This is a genomic window from Pseudoalteromonas sp. APC 3358, assembly GCF_030408075.1.
GTDB lineage: Bacteria > Pseudomonadota > Gammaproteobacteria > Enterobacterales > Alteromonadaceae > Pseudoalteromonas > Pseudoalteromonas arctica.
In genome coordinates this window covers 47375-66331 of sequence record NZ_JASDCE010000013.1, presented here as the reverse complement: position 1 = coordinate 66331, position 18957 = coordinate 47375, and the positions used below count along the sequence as shown (strand labels likewise).

23 protein-coding genes are annotated in these 18957 nt (G+C 36.5%); 16 read left to right on the top strand and 7 right to left on the bottom strand.

Annotation, left to right across the window (positions count from 1 at the left end; translation table 11 throughout):
• Positions 1-195: 195 nt before the first annotated feature.
• The 10 genes from QL995_RS17615 to QL995_RS17570 all read left to right on the top strand — a co-directional run bounded on the left by QL995_RS17615 (position 196) and on the right by QL995_RS17570 (position 8394).
• Complete coding sequence (locus QL995_RS17615) at positions 196-1311, top strand: PD-(D/E)XK nuclease-like domain-containing protein (RefSeq protein WP_290294737.1); 1116 nt, start codon at positions 196-198, stop codon at positions 1309-1311.
• A gap of 91 nt (positions 1312-1402) precedes the next feature.
• Positions 1403-2119: an LPP20 family lipoprotein gene (locus tag QL995_RS17610; RefSeq protein ID WP_290294736.1), complete on the top strand. Its 717-nt coding sequence runs from the start codon at positions 1403-1405 to the stop codon at positions 2117-2119.
• Between the two features lie 5 nt (positions 2120-2124).
• Entirely contained in the window at positions 2125-2604 is a 480-nt protein-coding gene (locus tag QL995_RS17605; protein ID WP_290294734.1) for a metal-dependent hydrolase, read from the top strand.
• Positions 2601-3137 carry a YbjN domain-containing protein gene (locus tag QL995_RS17600; protein WP_290294733.1) on the top strand — a complete coding sequence of 179 codons (537 nt, stop codon included), beginning with the start codon at positions 2601-2603 and terminating at the stop codon, positions 3135-3137. The genes QL995_RS17605 and QL995_RS17600 overlap by 4 nt, the downstream gene beginning before the upstream one ends.
• Positions 3138-3259: 122 nt before the next feature.
• Complete coding sequence (locus tag QL995_RS17595; RefSeq protein WP_290294732.1) at positions 3260-3724, top strand: hypothetical protein; 465 nt, start codon at positions 3260-3262, stop codon at positions 3722-3724.
• A 35-nt stretch (positions 3725-3759) separates the two neighbouring features.
• Entirely contained in the window at positions 3760-4038 is a 279-nt protein-coding gene (locus QL995_RS17590; RefSeq protein ID WP_290294731.1) for a hypothetical protein, read from the top strand.
• Positions 4039-4494: 456 nt separating this feature from the next.
• Positions 4495-4989: a GNAT family N-acetyltransferase gene (locus QL995_RS17585; RefSeq protein ID WP_290294730.1), complete on the top strand. Its 495-nt coding sequence runs from the start codon at positions 4495-4497 to the stop codon at positions 4987-4989.
• A gap of 187 nt (positions 4990-5176) precedes the next feature.
• Positions 5177-6322, top strand: a complete 1146-nt coding sequence (locus QL995_RS17580; protein WP_290294729.1) for a DUF262 domain-containing protein — start codon at positions 5177-5179, stop codon at positions 6320-6322.
• Positions 6316-7431, top strand: coding sequence for a DUF3696 domain-containing protein (locus QL995_RS17575; RefSeq protein WP_290294728.1), 1116 nt, complete (start codon positions 6316-6318; stop codon positions 7429-7431). Before QL995_RS17580 ends, QL995_RS17575 begins: the two co-directional genes overlap by 7 nt.
• A gap of 3 nt (positions 7432-7434) precedes the next feature.
• The gene (locus QL995_RS17570; protein ID WP_290294727.1) at positions 7435-8394 is read left to right on the top strand and encodes a hypothetical protein; all 960 of its coding nucleotides are present in this window, start codon (positions 7435-7437) and stop codon (positions 8392-8394) included.
• A 12-nt stretch (positions 8395-8406) separates the two neighbouring features.
• Here the strand turns inward: QL995_RS17570 and QL995_RS17565 are convergent.
• The 3 genes from QL995_RS17565 to QL995_RS17555 all read right to left on the bottom strand — a co-directional run bounded on the left by QL995_RS17565 (position 8407) and on the right by QL995_RS17555 (position 11361).
• Positions 8407-9587 (bottom strand): IS3 family transposase gene (locus QL995_RS17565; protein ID WP_086007400.1). Its coding sequence is split into 2 segments (ribosomal slippage): positions 8407-9329 and positions 9329-9587, totalling 1182 coding nucleotides; the frame shifts between segments, so codons are not numbered across the junction.
• Positions 9588-9659: 72 nt separating this feature from the next.
• The gene (locus QL995_RS17560; protein WP_290294726.1) at positions 9660-10607 is read right to left on the bottom strand and encodes a hypothetical protein; all 948 of its coding nucleotides are present in this window, start codon (positions 10605-10607) and stop codon (positions 9660-9662) included.
• 70 nt (positions 10608-10677) lie between these two features.
• Positions 10678-11361: a ribonuclease HI family protein gene (locus tag QL995_RS17555; RefSeq protein WP_290294725.1), complete on the bottom strand. Its 684-nt coding sequence runs from the start codon at positions 11359-11361 to the stop codon at positions 10678-10680.
• 166 nt (positions 11362-11527) lie between these two features.
• Here QL995_RS17555 and QL995_RS17550 point away from each other — a divergent pair, with 166 nt between their 5' ends.
• From QL995_RS17550 to QL995_RS17535, 4 genes are all read left to right on the top strand, one after another.
• Complete coding sequence (locus QL995_RS17550) at positions 11528-12205, top strand: hypothetical protein (protein WP_290294724.1); 678 nt, start codon at positions 11528-11530, stop codon at positions 12203-12205.
• Positions 12186-12386 (top strand): hypothetical protein, encoded by a 201-nt coding sequence (locus QL995_RS17545; protein ID WP_290294723.1) that lies wholly within the window; start codon positions 12186-12188, stop codon positions 12384-12386. The genes QL995_RS17550 and QL995_RS17545 overlap by 20 nt, the downstream gene beginning before the upstream one ends.
• Before the next feature lie 463 nt (positions 12387-12849).
• Positions 12850-13482 (top strand): hypothetical protein, encoded by a 633-nt coding sequence (locus tag QL995_RS17540; protein WP_024597531.1) that lies wholly within the window; start codon positions 12850-12852, stop codon positions 13480-13482.
• Positions 13483-13595: 113 nt separating this feature from the next.
• Entirely contained in the window at positions 13596-14099 is a 504-nt protein-coding gene (locus QL995_RS17535; RefSeq protein WP_139015560.1) for a hypothetical protein, read from the top strand.
• Positions 14100-14112: 13 nt separating this feature from the next.
• Here QL995_RS17535 and QL995_RS17530 read toward each other — a convergent pair whose 3' ends face one another.
• On the bottom strand, positions 14113-14538 hold the full coding sequence (locus tag QL995_RS17530) for a hypothetical protein (protein ID WP_024597529.1): 426 nt from the start codon (positions 14536-14538) through the stop codon (positions 14113-14115).
• On the bottom strand, positions 14535-15059 hold the full coding sequence (locus tag QL995_RS17525; protein ID WP_290294722.1) for a hypothetical protein: 525 nt from the start codon (positions 15057-15059) through the stop codon (positions 14535-14537). The genes QL995_RS17530 and QL995_RS17525 overlap by 4 nt, the downstream gene beginning before the upstream one ends.
• Before the next feature lie 147 nt (positions 15060-15206).
• On the opposite strand from QL995_RS17525, the gene QL995_RS17520 reads away from it, so the two are divergent.
• Positions 15207-15497 carry a hypothetical protein gene (locus QL995_RS17520; RefSeq protein WP_290294721.1) on the top strand — a complete coding sequence of 97 codons (291 nt, stop codon included), beginning with the start codon at positions 15207-15209 and terminating at the stop codon, positions 15495-15497.
• A gap of 40 nt (positions 15498-15537) precedes the next feature.
• Positions 15538-17490 carry a helicase-related protein gene (locus QL995_RS17515; protein WP_290294720.1) on the top strand — a complete coding sequence of 651 codons (1953 nt, stop codon included), beginning with the start codon at positions 15538-15540 and terminating at the stop codon, positions 17488-17490.
• A 72-nt stretch (positions 17491-17562) separates the two neighbouring features.
• On the opposite strand, the gene QL995_RS17510 is transcribed toward QL995_RS17515, so the two are convergent.
• Together QL995_RS17510 and QL995_RS17505 are read right to left on the bottom strand one after the other, a co-directional pair.
• Positions 17563-17991: a hypothetical protein gene (locus QL995_RS17510; protein ID WP_290294719.1), complete on the bottom strand. Its 429-nt coding sequence runs from the start codon at positions 17989-17991 to the stop codon at positions 17563-17565.
• 66 nt (positions 17992-18057) lie between these two features.
• Complete coding sequence (locus QL995_RS17505) at positions 18058-18846, bottom strand: hypothetical protein (RefSeq protein WP_290294718.1); 789 nt, start codon at positions 18844-18846, stop codon at positions 18058-18060.
• Between the last annotated feature and the right edge of the window lie 111 nt (positions 18847-18957).

Here is an 18957-nt window from a genome sequence, read left to right as displayed (position 1 = left end):
GCCGTATGCGTTACATAATCTTGGTGTGTAATACCAGAATTGTGTAATCAAAATTATATACTCTATGAAATTAGTACTGATTAAGTTTAGCTTATAGCAAGATTAAATGCCTGATTAATATGCAATTCTAGGTTAGTAGCCTGAATTTCTATCTATGGCATTATGGTCGGCATAAATAGTTAAAGGGTTAAACCAATGTCAGCAGCAAAACAATTAAGTTATGGTCTTGATGAGATTCAAGAAGCTATCTCTAATGAAGAACTTGCACCTAAGTTAAGTAATTGGGTAGAAAAAGCCATAGAAGCTTTCGATGCTAATGGCGAGCCTAACTATGTTGATTCTAAAGGGGAGTTAATTGAAGGCATTTACATTAATATGCCTAACGATTTGTACCATAGCCTCCCTGCTTTAAGCTCATCTCAACTTAAAGAATTCAAGGAGTCACCACCTCATTACTACCGTAAATATTTATCAGGTATTGAAGTTAAGCGCACGCTTCAAACTCAACGCACATTAGATGCAGGCACACTTGGCCATGAACTAATTCTTGAGCCAGAAGACTTTTACAACAAATACTTTAGAGAATTACTACCTATTGATGAGCCGGATGCTTTGCATACTGAAGCGCAAATTAAAGCTGAGCTGGAAAAGCATAATCTAAAAACGACAGGAACTAAGGCTGTTAAAGCTGAGCGATTGGTTAAACATGATCCAAATGCTAGAGTTTTTGAACATTTACTACGACTTAATCGCGAAAAAGAGGGCGCACAAAGCACCGCAGTAATAGAAGGCGAAGAAAAAACATTGTATGGCGGTAAGCTGGGTGTTGATGGCCAAGTGTGGGATAGCGCTATACGAATTGTTAAATCTTTAAAAAATGAACCTCAAGCTGATGCATACATTAATTATGGCTTACCAGAGGTTGCCATTATTTCACGCTGCCCACGTTCAGGTTTACTTTTGAAGGTTAAATTCGATTGGCTTAGGTTTGACGATGAAGCGGCTGATGTAAAAACTACTCGCTCCGCTAATCCAGATGATTTTTCAAGACAAATGCGCTCGTTGAAATACGATTTACAGCAAGCATTTTATACATATGTTGCAAGTTTAGTGGGCATTAATATACGTCGCTTTTTGTTCGTTACTGTCGAATATGCGTCAGCAGATTATTGCCAACTATTCAAAATTAAAGATACTCGCCTTGCTAAAGCGTTTGCAGAAATGCATCTAGCCAAAGATGAATTCGTCGAATGTAAGCGATCGGGTAAATGGTTAAGCCGCTATAGCGGATCAGTTATAGAATTAGACTAAAAAATTTACAATGTACTTTTTGGGTAGCTGTAATTTTATAACTTGCAGCAGCTCAATGTTAATATTTAACTTTAAAACAAGGTATACATCCATGAAATTGAAAATAACTTCGCTAGCGATGGGTCTAGCTATCTTATCTGGTTGTTCATCAAATGATGATATGGCAGATAGGCTTGAAGCGCTAGAAAATCAACGTGCTGCAAACGAAGCTGCGCAACTAGAAAAATCAACACTACAGCAAGAAAAAGAAATTGAAGCTTTACCTGAGTGGGTACTAGCACCACCAGCGTCAGATTCAACCGGATTTTATGGTGTTGGTATTGCACAATCAAAACAGCTAAATCACTCTCGTCGTGCCGCACGATTACAGGCTGAGTTTGAATTAGCTAAACAAACTGGACAAGAGTTGTCTGGCTCAGAACGTTCGTTTGAGCAAGGTGGTGCAAGCGGTGATGTTAATACGCAAACTACATTTTTGATTGACCAAATAGTTGATTCAATTCCGGTAGTGGGTTACCAAATAGTGGATCAAAAGCTCTCGACTATTAACGGCCAATTCCATGCGTATACCTTGCTGAAGTTGCCATATGAAGAATTTAATAAAGCATTACAGCAATTGAAAGCGAAGACTAATAATAACGCTGTTCAAAAGCAATTTGATGATTTGGAAAGACGCTTAGGTAAACGTCGTGCTGAGAAGGAAAAGGCCATTCAAGCAGAGCACAACCGTGAATTAGAATTAATTGAAGCTCGAACCAAAGCGTTAAATCCAAGCACTGACACTAAAAACTACTCTAACAAGGGGTAAAGACAATGATGTTTAAAAGCCACCTTGCTATAGCAGCTGGTGGCTACCTTGTAGCTTTAGACTATTTAAGTGATAAATTCGACCAAATGAACGCACAATTGATACTTGGTGGCGCTTTAACTTTAATCGGCGCTTCGCTAAACGATCTAGACCATCCAGGTTCGTTCATAGGTAAGCGACTTAAATTTATCTCTATGCCAATAAGCTTTGTTTTTGGCCATCGAGGAATAACACATAGCATAATCCCTTTGGTCTTGATTCTACTTGTATATGGACAATCTGCACCGTACTGGCTGCTATGGCTTTGCTTCGGGTATGCCATGCATTTGGTCGGGGATTACCTAACGGATAGCGGGATACCCCTCTGTTATCCGATAACGAATAAGCGGTTTAAATTTTTATTAGTAACTAAAACTAACACTATTGGTGAACCAATATTAGTCACTGTTTTTTTAGTTGCATGTTTTCTATGGGTGTTTCTATGAATAAAAAATCTTTTGATAAAGAGAATAATCCATTCGGTACTGATCTGAGTGATGACCTTTGCCAAATAATGTCTTCTGGGCACTACCAGCCCGGCGAAATAATTGAGAACGTTACGATGTTTGACGTTACTCAATTAATAGAAGAAGTTGTTGTTGAGGATGCAATTTACAAAAAAAACAGAATTTTGTATGAATTAGACTATTTCGATTTAATCGTTCGACCTCTTGAATCAGTTACTAGTTGGAGTGGTGAAGAGACTGTTAGCAGTCTTTATTTTGAAAGCAGAGTAAAGAATTTATCATTCTTTGATTATCAGCTACTTTCTGAGTTCAACCTACGGTACAAACTTTTAAAAGTATTCATTAATAATGAAAACCAGCTTTGCTTTTGCTTTCCTTTGATTTTAGAAGGCGTCACTACAGAGCATTTGATTGGTGCAATACACTCTTACATGACTGATTTGCAGAGTGCTCGGAAAATGATTAAAGAGCTTGTATGCACAAAAGATATAGACACTACATCAAAGCATTAAATGTTTATAAAAGAAATAAGGCGAAGGATAAGGCCGCGACTTATTTTACCATCCCAGCTTAGTAGCCTGAATATACATTTAGTATAAATTAGTGCTCTGTTCTTTCCTAAAAGGTAATTATTGTGAAAAAACCTACAAATTCTAAATATTCAGATGATCAGGTCGAGTTTTTAAGTTTGAATGTGAATAAATATTCTTTGACAGAGCTTACTAAGCTTTTCAATTCAACATTTAGAACTTACAAATCAGATTTAGCTATAAAAAACACGCTGTATCGCAACAATATAAAACGTCCCAAGCCAGCGGGGATAAGTGAAGATACCCTTAAAGCCTTTTTTCTGGCCAATACAAATTGCACTGCCGATGAGTTAACGAGACGATACAATAAGGAGTTTGCAAGTAACCTATGTACAGCATCAATTAGAATTAAGCGCAGAAAGTATGTTGAAAAAGTTGTAGAAGAAGAGGAGAGAACGCTTGCGTTTACTAAGTATGATGAAAGTTTAAACCCACATATTAAAGAATTAATATCGTCAAACTGGGGGTTATTGCTTAGCAAGCAGCCAGCAAAAAAAAACGCAGCTTAAATGCTTGTTAAAAATTGAGCTACGAAGGAATTTTAATGTTTACAGATGAGCAAAAGCTGTCATGTGCTGTTGGAGAGTTAGTCCATAACTTAGGGAATTTAATTGTAGATAAAGATTTGCTCTTTGGAGGCTTAACCGTGGCAGATGGGAAGATATTGCAAGCACTAGGGCACACGCTACGAACCAAAGAACAAAGTGATAAACACCAAGAGCTTAAAAGTGTAGGAATAAAACCAAGCTTACATTCACGAGCAGAAATTGTTGAGATTGCTGAAGCTATATTATTAAAAGGCTCTGAAAGCACAGGCACTTAGATTATGCTTGTTACGGCAGCGTTAGAATCAACTGTTAAATCCTAATGAAGTACAACGGTGATAGATACATGATTATGTTTGATAAAGAGAAAGCTGGCCCCTGTTGCCGGCTTTTTTATTGTCAATTCAATGAAGACCCCATTAAACCTGTTAAAAAAGGTGAGTTTGAGTGAAGTAGCTCATATCAGAGCTTAAAGTTTTGACTAATAGGGTTAGATTTATCTGACAGATATGAGCGATAAGCAGTCAATCGAGCTTCTTTGTTTGACGTGAAGTTTTATCCGTATGACTATCAGCTTGTTGGCGGTTTTTTCAATCCATTATTAAAATTTATTTTGTTGTTATTTTCGAGTAGTTATCGTTTAATAACATGATTTTTTAAAGATAACTACTAGCGAATATTCATATCTATAGTGATAGCTAGTGCCGGACCACACATAAGGAAATAGGTATAATATGGACACTACAATACGAAAAGCAGAATCAACCGATATCGCTGCAATAAAAATGCTGTGGCAGTTTTACCAATATCATCAGAGTATATTTGACTTAGAAGATGTTGGTTTAGATGGTTGCTATGATATTGATGAAGAATATTTAGAATGTGTAGTTCGTGGTGAAGAAGACTGCATTATTTATCTTGTACTCGTTTCTAACCAAATTGCTGGTTTTGCTACCGTAGAACCAACAAAGATCGTTGGCAAAGAAATACCTGAGTTGGCTGATATTTTTATTCTACCCAAATATCGAAGACAAGGCATTGCCAAATTTGTTATTCAAAATTTGATGCCTGTTGAAACAAATCAGTGGCATGTAGCAGTTCATTTAAACGATAGTTTAGCGTTAAAATTTTGGAATAGTATGTTTGCTAAATTAAATATTATCCGTGTTGATAAAGTTGACCCGCCTGAAACAGAAGGCTACCACGAGTTTGTTATCACGAATGCCTAACAAGAGACTGTGGTGGGCGTTATCAATGTCTGCTCATGGCACCCAGGCGTACTTCGGCAAATAGCGATAACCGGACACTGAAAAAGTTAAATTTATTCCTGTGTAAAGCTACTTTGTAGACCTTCTTACGGTATGGTGTAATAATCTTACGGTTAACAGTAATCAAACAATATTAAAGAGTTGCTAAATGGATAACGACTATAAAACAAAAACTGACGATGAATTTGAAGATGAAGATCTAGGTGAAAGTGAAGAATCGGATGAATCGTTAGAACCATTTGATCCTAAAAAAGTTGATGTGAGTATTTCGACTCCAAATTTAGGAACTCTTATCTCTAGGCTTGAGTATGACGAAATAAACTTGATGCCCGATTTTCAGCGTTCTGGTGATTTATGGAGTAAGCAGTTACAAAGTAGACTAATCGAATCAATTTTAATACGATTACCAATACCCGCATTTTATTTTGATGCATTAGCTGACGATAAATGGCAGGTTGTTGATGGCCTTCAGCGCTTATCTGCTATCAATAACTTTGTAGTGAAAAAAAGTTTGAATTTAACTAAGTTGGAATTTCTTCATGAGTATGAAGGGTGTTCTTACAATGAATTACCAAGACCTTTACAAAGAAGAATAGATGAGTTTCAGACTTCTGTTTATTTGATAAAGCCGGGTACTCCATTTCTGATGAAGTATTCGTTATTTAATAGAATAAATACGGGAGGCTTAAAGCTAAACCCTCAAGAAATAAGGCATGCTATGAGTCAGTCTATAAATAGAGGGGCTGCATCATCATTTTTAAAAGGTTTAATTGAATCCAAAGAGTTTAAGTCTGTTGTCGTTAATAAAAACTACCGTATGGCTCATGAAGAACTTGCTCTTAGACACGTTACTTTTAGTTTGTATGGTACTGAAAGCTATAAGTCCTCACTTCCTAAGTTTCTCAACCAAGGAATGGTAAAACTAGGTCAAGTTGATGATCATGAACTTATCAAATTAAAACATAATTTTATTGAATCGATGGATGTAGCTTATAAGATCTTTGGTAAAGATGCTTTCAAGAAAAGTCTCGCAGTTCCAGATCATAAAAAAGTTGTTAATAAGCCACTTTTTGAATCGATATCAGTTTGTTTATCAAAAATTTCAGATGATGAGCGACAACTCTTAGTTAGTCATCGCTTGGAGGTTGTTTCTGAGTTTACATCACTATTAAAAGATAAAGAATTTGAGTTATCAATTAGTAAATCTACAGCTAACACGGATAATGTACAAACTAGGTTTGAGGAAGTTCGTAAGACTTTAGATAATTTGATTCGAGGAATACTAAGATGTTAAACCTACTGAGCTTAGAGAACTTTAAATCTATCAAAGATGAAGATTTTGAGTTAGCTAATTTAACATTGTTTTCCGGCTTTAATGGTATGGGTAAATCTTCGGCTTTACAGTCGTTATTGTTATTGAGGCAATCATTTGATAAACATATACTTCCATCTATAGGGTTATCGCTCTCTGGAGAGTTTGTTAATTTAGGCAATGGTAAAGATTTATTATACGCATATGCAGAAAATGAACGAATAAAAATTGAAACATGTTGGGATGATACGCAACTAATACTAAACTTTGATTACGATGAAAACTCAGATATGCAGCCCTTAAATTCTTCATCTATTGTTGATAAAGATGCTTTTAAGGAATCACTTTTTGTAGCGAATTTCCAATATTTATCAGCTGAAAGAATTAGTCCCAAAAGTGTTTACGATGTTTCAGAGTATGCCGTAAATCAAAGAAGAACTTTAGGGGCTAAAGGTGAGTATACAGCACACTTTTTATCACAGCATGGTGATGAAAACATAGTGATTTCAGATATGTTGCACGTGAATTCTGCAACAAAAACTTTAATAGATAATCTAAACGCATGGATGTCCGAGATAACACCGGGCACAAAAGTAATTACTAGGCTAATCCCAGAAATCAATCAAGCAAGCCTACATTATCAATTTGCTTCAGCTTCAGAATTAACAAATAAGTTCAGGCCTGAAAATACGGGGTTTGGCTTAACTTATGTTCTGCCTGTCGTGACATCATTATTGAGTGCAAAGCCCGGTGATTTATTGTTAATAGAAAACCCAGAATCACATTTGCATCCATCAGGGCAGTCAGTTATCGCTCAAATGATGGCCATAGCTTCTCAAAATGGCGTTCAAATATTAGTTGAAACTCACAGTGATCACATATTGAATGGAGTACGAGGCGCTGTCAAAAATAATAAAATCTCTCAAGATAATGTCATTGTTTATTTTCTATCTAGAGATATTAATTCGGAAGAACATGAGGTTGATGTTGAAAAAATTGAAATTGATAGTGATGGAAGAATAGATCGCTGGCCTAATGGTTTTTTTGATGAATGGGACAAGAGTTTGAATACCCTCCTTGAGGGGAAATAAATAATGTTTGACTCAATAGTCTTGAATGAAGCGTCGTTGCCGTTTAAGTCGGCTGATGATTGCGAGAAACACATTGAATGTTTTTTTGATTTACTCCATAACGCTATGTTAAATGACATTCACTTTACGAGGGTTGATGATACGGAGGGCGCTTGGACGCATTTAAATTACGCTGAGGGTTTTGCTTTTGGTCATTGGCTAAACAGAATTGAAGATAAAGAGCGACAGCGACAAGTTAAAAGTGTACTTAGTAGCGTGAAATGCCCGTTATTAAATATGAACGATAATAAACAACAAGAGAATGTTGAAAATATTCTTTTTGTGTTAGAACAAGATCAAAATCAAGAGGTTCTAGGGTTAGCCTTTGCGTCATTAAATGATTCTCATGGTATTAGCTTTAATTCAAACAACATTTGGCGACAGCAACTCATATCTATTGTAAAGCTATGGAGTGAAAATAGTGAAGAAAATACGGAGTTACTAGATGTTCCAAATATATCAAAATTAGAGCATTTAAAGCCCTTGATAGATGATTTTAAGTCTAAGAGGTTACAAAATAAAAAATATTTAGATGATCTTAAGAGCAAGGATAATCCAGACTTTAAAAATTTGCTTTTTACCGACACAGTACTTAAGTCATTGAAGTCTATTCAACCTCTAGACTTCAAAAAAGTAACCGGTGTGTTCTGTAAGCTTGACAAAGCTATTTCTGATTCAGAAAGCTTAGAGGCATTAATAGTCAATTCAGGATTAGATATATCTGGTGAAAGTGAAAGCACTATGGCCAATAGAACATTAGTAAGGTTAAGAACTTTCAAACACCCGACATTAGGAGCAAAGGCTTTCGAAATACACATAAAAAACTTTAGTGGGGGGAAGAGAATGCATATATTGCCTGATTATGAAGAAAATAAGATATGTATCGGTTACTTTGGTAAACACCTCAAAACATCAAATAGCTAATACTTGTAGTGGTCAATAAAATTTGGCCACAGCTTTAGAATCTTGGTATCTAACCTCAGATTCATTTGGCGCTAAACCGGCATTATAATGATGTGGCCTAACGTTGTTGTAATACCCGTTGATATAATCACTCACACTATATTTAGCATCTTTAAAGTTTTCGTATCCAACCTTTGGCATCCACTCCGTTTTAAAGCTTCTAAAAAATCGCTCCATTGGCGCATTATCCCAACAATTTCCGCGCCTGCTCATACTTTGTGTAATTTTATAGCGCCATAAACGTTGACGATATTTTAAACTTGTATAATGACTACCTTGGTCTGAATGAAACATCAGTCCACTTGGCTTACCTCTGCTTTCATACGCGAGTTCAAGCGCTTTTAGCGTTAAGTTAGTATCTGGCGACAACGACATTGCCCAACCAACGACTTTACGTGCAAACAAATCAACAACGACCGCTAAATAGGCCCAGCGATTGCCTGTCCAAATATACGTCACATCACCGCACCACACGGTATCTGGCTCAACAACATCAAATTGTCTATCAAGCAGATTTGGAATTTCAAGGTGCTCATTACCACCGCGTTTATATGAATGTTGAGGTACTTGGCAGCTTTCAAGCTTTAATTTAACCATTAGCTTAGCAGCACGATAACGACTCAATTCAAAATCATTGTTCGTTGCTATTGCCGCGATTGTCCGCGCCCCAGCTGAGCCGCCGCTCATTGCATGTATGGCTTTAACTTCAGCTTCTAGCCTTATTTGCTCTGGCGTCGGCGTTGTATCCCGTATAGCCCAATATTTATAGCTGCTACGATGCACATTGAATACGTTACACAGCACGCTAATTGGGTAACGCTCTCGTTGATTTAGTTTCTCAATTAACGAGAATTGTTCAGGGAGTCGGACATCAAGAGAGCGGTAGCCTTTTTTAATATATCCTTTTCTAATTTAATGCGTTGGATTTGCTTTTTAAGTTCGCGGATTTCAATTTGTTCGGGCGTCATTGGTGAAGCAGATGGTGTCTGGCCACTCCGCTCTTGCTTTAATTGAGTAACCCACTTACTGACGGTTGATTTACCCACCCCCATCGCTTTGGCTGCTTCTTCTTGAGTATAACTTTGGTCAACTACAAGCTGAGCTGTTTCTAATTTGATTGCCGCAGAATACGTTGCGCGTTTTAATTTCGTCATTTTTTCACCCAAATTTGTATGCTTATTAGCATAACATTTCTTTCTTAATGGGTGGCCAAAATCACTGTACCACTACAGCATCTCTTCTCGAGTGCTTGTACATAACTTATCAGTTATTGGAGTAAAGCGATTAAATAGCTCTTTCCAGTATTTGTTTTTTAAAGATTTAATACGAAGTTTAATAGCAGCATAAATAGAGTCGATCGAAACGTTAAGCTCATCTAAAATGCTTCCATCTACATGTTCTAAGCCTTTATAAGTGTTAATAAGCTTTTCTAAACTGGCATCATAGTGGCTTACCAAAGTGCTTATTAGGTCGCCACCAGCTATTATTTCAAATTTATCAGGTTGCACTTTCTGATGGAGTGAGTCTGCTTTTCTTGCAGCACTACCTTGTGCATCTATATCGAAGTTATCAGAAAACCACGCTGCAAAAGGGTCTACATCAACGGTGGCTCTATCCCATCTTCTCGAAGCAGATTTAGATAAGCTTATATGGATAACGTCTACGGCGCATCGTGCTGGCCGATCTGCAGAACGATAGTCAGAGTTGCCAATTACAGTGAAAGTTGCTTTACGGCGAGCTAATGCGTCTTTTATAGCTTGGTTATTACTCCAGCGTGTAGGCAAAATTAAATATACGTCCGGTGCTAGAGATTCCGCAATAATTTTTGAGGCAAACTCAGAATACTGGGTAAATGGTGGGTTGCAAAATATAACAGATGTTTCAATATCTATAAGCGTCTGAGCCATGAAATCAGTGCCAACAATCATAATATCAGCGGGTAAAGCTCGAATTAGAGGCAATGATTTTTCAATTGCATACTTTTCACCGTATTCATGTGCGATTGCATTAAGCACACGACCATCACCAACACCAATATCTAGCACAGAATAGGGCTTGTCGTAGCCTAACAAGTCGATGTGTTTTTTTATTAATGCAATATCTGAATCTAATGTTGGATAAAATTCAAAATCACCAAATTCTCTTACTTCTTCAATAAGTTTAGCTATACCCATTTTTTGTGCCTTTGATTTGTTTCAATAAGAACACAATACAAAGAACGAAAATTCACGCTACCGAATGGGTTTATACACTTTTATGAATTTGTTGTGTTTGGGAATATGCAATAGCGGCATTTATATGTTCACATTTTAAATTCGCGCATGAACACGAAAGGGGATTTAAATTGATAGCATATAATTTAGAGTGTTGTATAACGCTAAATCCAACTCCCTTGTAGTAATGAACCGCAGTTATTTCATTTAATCGCTGCTCATTTATATCTACGACGTTGGACGGGTTATTATTGCCTTTGTTGCTATCAATAACACTATCAAGCTGCTCTCTTTTAGTATTAACTTGATTATCTGCAAGGCCAGTTCCCTCTAATGCATCCTGACTAAGCTTGTCGGCATGACTATTGTTAATTCTCTTGATCCAACATAATTCAATAAACTCTAACTCATAACATAGCTTCATAGCCCGCTTATTTAGGACGCGTAGGGCAGTGTCATTACAATTCCATACTCCATTTAGCTGATTAATCACTAACTTTGAATCGCCATAGACTGTGGCTTTACGAATGCCAAGCTCAATTGCTTTCTCTAAAGCATATATAAGCGCACTGTATTCCGCTTGGTTGTTAGTACCGTGCCCATTAAATATTGAAACCTCGGCGACCACATTGTTTTGCCCATCAAATATAACTGCACCACATCCGGTTGGACCAGGATTAGGATTACATGCCCCATCGAAATATATTTTATGCATAAATTCCCCCTTAATTTATATGAACAATATCAATATTCGATTTTTAGGCTATCACTTGGAATAAAATTATTTAGAAAGGGGATTTTGGGTATCTCTATCTTTTGAGATTAGCTAACTGAACACGGATAATTGACTTCATAGACATAAACTATAACGAGGAGAAATGATGTTTAAAGTGATCATAACGGCAGGGGTTTTATTATTAACTGCAATGACAGCGAACCCAGCCAATGCGACAGATTTCAAAGAAGGGCTGCACTACGATACATATGCATCATCAAAATTAACAGGTAAGCCTACATTTATTGAATATCTGAGTTTCTTTTGCCCGGCTTGTGAAAATTTGAACACGTTTCAAGATGAGATTTACCGTTCTGTACCAAAGGGTGTAATTAAGAGAAGGGTGAGTGTCGATATTATATCAAAAACCAGTCCTGATGGTTTTTTAGCTTTATCTAAAGTCATGGCAGTTAGTGATGAGCTTTATCCAGAGATTGGTAATTCTTTAGTCGATTTGATATTTGTGGCCATACACAAAGAGAAAGTGACAATTACACCATCGTTAGTGGAGAAGTTAATCAAGGTTGTGGATGAAAAGTATGAAGCAGATATTTGGGCGCTATATAACAACCCGAAAACAAACGAAGTGGCTAAATTCACTCTTGGAAATCAAAGGTTGATGTCATCGAGAGGTATGCTGAGTACAGTTCCACGCATCATTATAAACGGTCGTCATGTTGTTAAATTTGATGGTTTGGATAAGAGTAATTTTTTTAAAGAGCTTCATGAATTAACTAAATATTTGGTAAATAAGGACTATGGTAATGATGAACATAACAACTAATTTAGACGATGTAGAATTTATTGAGAGTCAAATTATGAGTGATCCTGCAGCAAGCTATTGGCTTAAGGAACAAATTAAAGAAAGTTCAAATCGCGACATATTAGATGTTTTAAACGACGTTGATATTTTACGTTCTATTTTAGCCTTACGTCACGAGGCTATTAAGACGGCAAGGGGTTAAAAAACACTTCAAAATCAACATCTTATGTCCGATACTGCCTAGTATTGGACATAAGGCATTGTTTTTAAAGAACTTTATTTTTAACCATTACATTTCCAGCCTCAAATTCACCCAATTACAGATATTCTATTACTAATAAACTTACCCATAACACACAAAGTGTCCGTCTAAATGAGCTTATTTGGTAATATCTATTACTGAAACCAAAAAAGTTGAGTTATAATAAATGAATATATATGCCATATATGGCATTAAAATTAAAATAAAATATAGAAAATTCAAAAATAATTCATGCAATTAATTGTTTTATTTATCAACAAATACAATAGCTTGTTGAGCTTAATTTTTTCGGAAAAAGATTTAGATTTAGACCTATACGTAGAATTATGCATTACAATTACAAGTGCTTGTAAAAGGATTTTTGAGCCTAAAAACCAAAATAAAATATGGAAATTATCTGAGCATGCTTACAAAAAAATTTACCTGTTTATTAAAAGAACTAAAACAACCTCATAGTTCAAGTCTCTACATCGCGTATACTGACACTTTAAAGCAATTCGATTTTGATAAGCAAGATGCTCCCCACCAGCAGTGGATAGAAGCATGGCTTGAGAGCACACCTATTAAATCAATAGAGCTTACAAACCAAGGCATTTATGTTGGAGTTACTATTAGAGAAAAGATTTTAGAAAAGTTTTCATTTATTTTAATAGATGCCTTAAAAATCGAAAATACCGCTACTTTACCTGCCGCACAAAATGATATAGAAAAACTAACTGAATTAGAAATAGAAGCATGGTTGGAATACGATTCAGATTGGATGATAACCTTGCTGACAGCAATATTTAGCAAAAACATGGGGATAGACAGTAACTATATAGATCCATACTTAAATGGACGCCTCTCTATTTATGCAGACTCTTTCAATGAAAGACTTTCGCTTGCCACAACAGCGATTGAATTTATAGAAAGTGGAGAAATGCCTATTAGTGATTATGAAAAAATCTTGGATTTTTTTGGGGCATTTTTTATATTGGCATTCTGTGAAGATGACGTGCTTAAACGAAGAGTTTTGAACACCATAGGTGATATTTGAGCCCTATCACCCTATTTGTAACTCTTGTTTTGGTTAACTTTATTCTAAGATTAAAAATTAGGTCTACTTCATCTTCATGGTTACTCAAGCTTATATTTACACTTGGCGTACCTTTGCACGAAGCTGCGCATTACATTTTTGCAAAAATCCTACTTTTAAAAGTCACAAAGACGCAATTTTTACCAAACTTCAAAGATAAGAATAAAATGGGGTTTGTTCAATTCATACCACACAGAGGACTTGTGGGCGCTCTTACCAATATGTTGGTAGGCATCGCCCCCCTGCTTCTTGGTTTTGCTATACTTTTCATTTTATATAACCAAGAAAAAAACATTGATACAAATGCGCTAAGTTATCTAGGTATTGGCTTAACTACTGTGGTTGTTATGCAAAGCATGATTCCCTCATGGCAAGATATAAAGATAGCGCTAAAGGGCCTTTGTATCACCTTCACATTGCTCGTTGTAACTTCCCTTATGTTGCCAGTTAGGTGGGAAAGTATTACCTCTTATGAATTGACTACCCTACTAGAAGTGGTGTCACCGCATCTTATGGTATTAACCCTATATCAAGTAACTGCAGTTCTGGTCCTAACTGTTTTAAAAAATAGAAATTAAATTAAGCACTGCATTAGGCTGGCTGTTTATTAGTAGCTAGCTTAGTAGTTTTATCTAAATCTTTTATAAAAGACTTCCAAATACCCGTATATTCTAAGGCTGAAGATTGCTTACTCAATGAGTTAACCATTTTTACTGTCAAAGTAATTAAATCATCCTCGGCAAATTGTAACCATAAGCACTGTTCCCGTTGCATTACTTTGTTTGGGTGATCAGAAAATGCCAACCATAATAAAATGCTGACACCATAATCTGCCTCAGTGAGTTCTATATTTTCAAAAGGCCGCATGGCTGAAGAATAATAGCTATTAAGCAGCATCTTCTTTATTGCACTCACTTCTTTTGTTGAACCTGTTGGATTTTTGATAATCTGAAGGCATAAATTCCTATATAAAGGTGTGTTTATAGTGTTCAAAGCGCTATCTATATAAGCTTTCATATGTTGCTCAACTCTTTTTGTGTTGGCTCAATAATCTCTGAGCCTTTAAAATCTACGTCGCTAAATCGTTCAAGTAAGTATGGCTTACCATTGTCCTCAATAGCCCAAACATCTTCCCCACTTACAACAAAAGCAAGATCATAGCTTCTGCTTTCAAATTGCAGATGTCTTGCTTCACTTGCCAATATTACTGGGTTACCGGAACACGTTTTCATATTTGAAAATAAGTCTTGAACTTCAGCGCTTATTTTTCTCGAAATTAAAGTACCTGTGAGCGGCATTTGAGCACCACCTACAGACAGCCCGTTTTCAGAGAATTTATATTCTAATAGTCCATGAATTTTAATTTTTCCCTCACATTTAGCCGGGTTATATACCCAGTGGCCACTGAGTTTTTCAAAGTCGTTATCGCGTACATTTATAAAGCGTAGACCAGGTGCTTCTTTCTCATCAGAAAGTGGGGAGTCGCAGCCAGCTACACATATCGATAACATGGCTACGAGGAAGATTTTTTTATTCATATTGAGACCTCTTCATTAAAAACACTATGCTATCCATACTTTATGAAGCCGGCAAAAGTTAGAGAGTGCAAATAGGTGTCCTCTAAATTTTTGAAGCTATAAATATGCAGGGTAAAATTACCTAATTCACAATCAACAAAAAAACGAATGGAAAAGACAAAAGATTTACTCACCCAATTAGTTGTAGGGAATATCCAATTTCAAGAATTTCTTAACTTGGAGAGTGAGCTTGCTGAATTAATGCAAAAGAGTAGTTACTCAAAACCTGTTCTTCACGAAGATACACCGCTGTCAATTTTATGCATGAACTTATATCAAGCAATAAAGGCTGCAAATAGAAAACAGAGTGCGAGCGTTAAGATTTCGAGCTTTTACAGTAACCCGCTTTGTAAATACTGGCTTAGTAAAGCCCAGTTAGCTTTGCAGAACGGTAGCTAGGTTATTGGATTGTGGTTTAATAATGGGAAGGAGAATTTAGATGACAAAATTTGAAATTTATTCCAAGTGCCCTGCTTTGTATTTGCCAACAAAGGTAGAAGATTACACCTATGTAGTTGATAATTTTTCTAACCTAAAAGCGTGTATTGGCCATGAAATAATAGCTTATGGGTTAGCGAGTAAGAAAGGCGAGCACACATCACAAAGAGGTGTGCCATACACTAGTTACCACTTAACTGATTCGGACGATTTTGCTTCTTTTGTTTTGTTTGGCGATGAAAACTCCCGTGTTAAAGAAGAAAATCAACCAATGCATATCAAGGGTGTAATCGAGCTTGTAAATGGTAAGTACCAAATCAACAAAGCTTCAATTATTGATGATGAAAAGGCCGGTAAAATTGTACCTGTATACGATGGAATTAAAGGTAAGCTAATAAAGGCAGACGCAAATAAATCACTACAGAGCAATATAGGTGAAAGCGAAATTAAAAAAGGCAAAGACCAATTATACTTAGAGTTAGATCGTTTGTTTGGCAAATCTTTTGAAAGCGTATTAGTTGAATTAGGGATTGCCGGTACTATGTCAGTCGATAACCTATTATATAACGCTCACAACCCTAAATTAGTATATGAATTTTATAAATCAATTGAGATGTTGAAGCGACTAAGTACCGCATTAATGGCCGGAGCTATATTAAAAGAACGAAAATGCGTGCCGACCACCCCGCTTCATGTTACCACCAAAATTGATGATAAATTACTTACCAAATACATACCGTTCACACTAACCGGTGAACAGTTCTACGTTGCGAGCCAAATCATAGAGCGTTTGTGTAATGGGCCTACTGCGCTTGATGGCCTACTAATAGGAGATGTTGGGACAGGTAAAACGGTTATAATGGCAATGTTGGCTAGACAGGTTGTACTTTCACAGACTAACAGCAAAGTGATATTCCTCGCCCCTAATGTTTCATTGTGTGAACAACTGAGAAAAGAAGTTTGCGCGATGATACCTGAAGTTCAAAGTGCATTAATATGCGCTGGTAATAACTCATACGCTAATGAAGCGCGTTTGATATTTGGTACAACAGCCCTACTCTTTAAAGAATTTAATGATGTTGAACTTCTCATAATTGATGAACAACAGCAATTATCAGTAGAGCAGCGACGCCAAATAAAGTCCACACACTATCTTGAAGCGTCAGCTACACCGATACCAAGAACACTGGCGCTTACAAAATACAGCAGTGACAATGTTTTTTATCTCAAGCAGCAGCATTTACCGAAAGAAATATACACTCGAATAGTACATAAAGAGCAAGGCTCTGAACTTATGCGCTCAATCCATGAAACTTTATCTTATGGGTGTAAAGTCTTAATTGTTTGCCCAAAGCGAGATAGCGAAGGCAATAGCAATAAAATGATTGATGCTGAGTCGTTAGCGAGCAGTCTAAATTCACACTTTCCCGGCTTGGTGCGTGTATATCATTCGGCGCTTGATGATGAGGAATGCGAAATTGTACTTAATGAGTTTAAGACACACATACCAATAATGGTTTCAACGTCAAAAATACAAGTAGGGTTAACCATTCCTAATTTGCGCCACTGTATAGTTTATGGGGCAGAACGCTTTGGCCTTACTACTCTACATCAAATACGGGGTCGATTAGCACGCACACAACCGCAAAGCGGAAGTAATTGGGGGAAGTTTGACTTATTTTTACCTAATAAGCCCTCTGAATGCACTGAATTTAGATTGAATGTATTAACGCAGAGCAGTGATGGTTTTTATATCTCTGAAAAAGATCTCGAAATACGTGGAGCTGGAGAGTTACTGAGTGGCGGAAAAAAACAACACGGCTCTACAGACTCATTAATTAAAAATATAAGCATAGATTTAGGAAGATTAGCTTCTGCAATTGAATACTTTGAAGCTAAGGGAGAAAAAATACTCCAATCCACCAGCCCTGTTAAAATTCATGAATTAGCTTGAAAGCTTGAGTTGGCATTAATTGTAAAGTTAATGCCAGTAGTTGAGAGTCGTTAGAGGAATACGAAATAGCGTTTATGCAGCAACGTTCACAAGAATAGGATTTTTAGATAGTTTTGATCTTAAGCGATGCAGTCTTACTCGGTCGCGAATTCCAATTTTTCGTAGAGCGAAATCATGGATTGTAAAATCAATTACTTTAATACTGGTTAAACTTGGTAGTGCAGGGATAATTGAACGAGAAGCACCCTGCCTGTAAATCGAATTAGGATTTAAACTTATCGGCAGTGGTTTTGTTCCTAGGTCTATGAAATCACCTTCCCATTTAATTACTAACTCTGCCCCCCGCCCTACAATACTTTGGTTTGGGCATACAGGGTAGCCCTCTATGAACCCATAAATGCCAATTCCACCGTGTATAGAGTCTTGATGAAGGTTGAACTGCCCGTTTTTTAAAATTGATATAAGTGATTGTGGAGAACATACATGATTGAATTGAATCAAACTGAAATCTGCCTTTTACAGAAGAATAAAGCCGCAAGAGTCATTCCTTTTACGGCACTGAAATTATTATTTTCTTTGCTGGGTTTTAACAGGGAATTTATTACAAGCAATCATATCCTGACACATACGATTTATATTTCTCAAAATTATATCCGATCCCAAGCCTGCGAAATTTGAAGTATATTGAGCCAGCATAAAATGCCCAATATTTAAGGTTGTAGGCCAATCCATTTTGACAGCCATTGAGCCTCCTTTATGGAATACGCTAGCAAATAAACCGTCTTCTTGACGCTCGAAATTAAAGCCTTTGTCTTTATTTTGACCGTGGTTCATAAACTGGCAACTACTTGTAATACCTAAGAAAACAGCTATGACTACAGGTAATTCTGTAAGCATAATCTGAACACTAAGCTTTTTACTCCAGTCGTAACGCTTATCATTATTGTCATTTGGGTTAATGCGAACAGCCCCTTCAATCATAATCGTATCAAAGCTAAAATTTCTACCTTGGCTTTTTCTAGTTTCACTTAACTTAAATTGCAATGCCGCTCGTTTAGAGTACACGGGGAACATTGTGTAATCTCTTTCGTTTCCACTGTCATTATCTTGATTTTGCCCTTGATAATGTTGATTGTTCGCCATCTCAATATTTGCACTTTGTTGACCTTGTGTATTGTTGTGAGGATGACCATGAGCTTGCGAATGCGGCCTTGTTCTATGTAGTGGATTGTTAGGTTGCTCAGAAGCATAACCAGCGACAGGCACTTGTTCGGTATTATTAATATTTTGCTGTCTACCATAATTATTGTTAAATGAGTTCTGCCTTGGTGAATTCTCAAAAGGGTCTGCTTGCATTGGTTACTCCTAAATACATTAGTTATCTTATAAGTATTTATATCAAATTCGAAAAATCGCGCTACTGACTAAACCCATCAATATGAACTTTTTACTCTGTTACTGAATAAA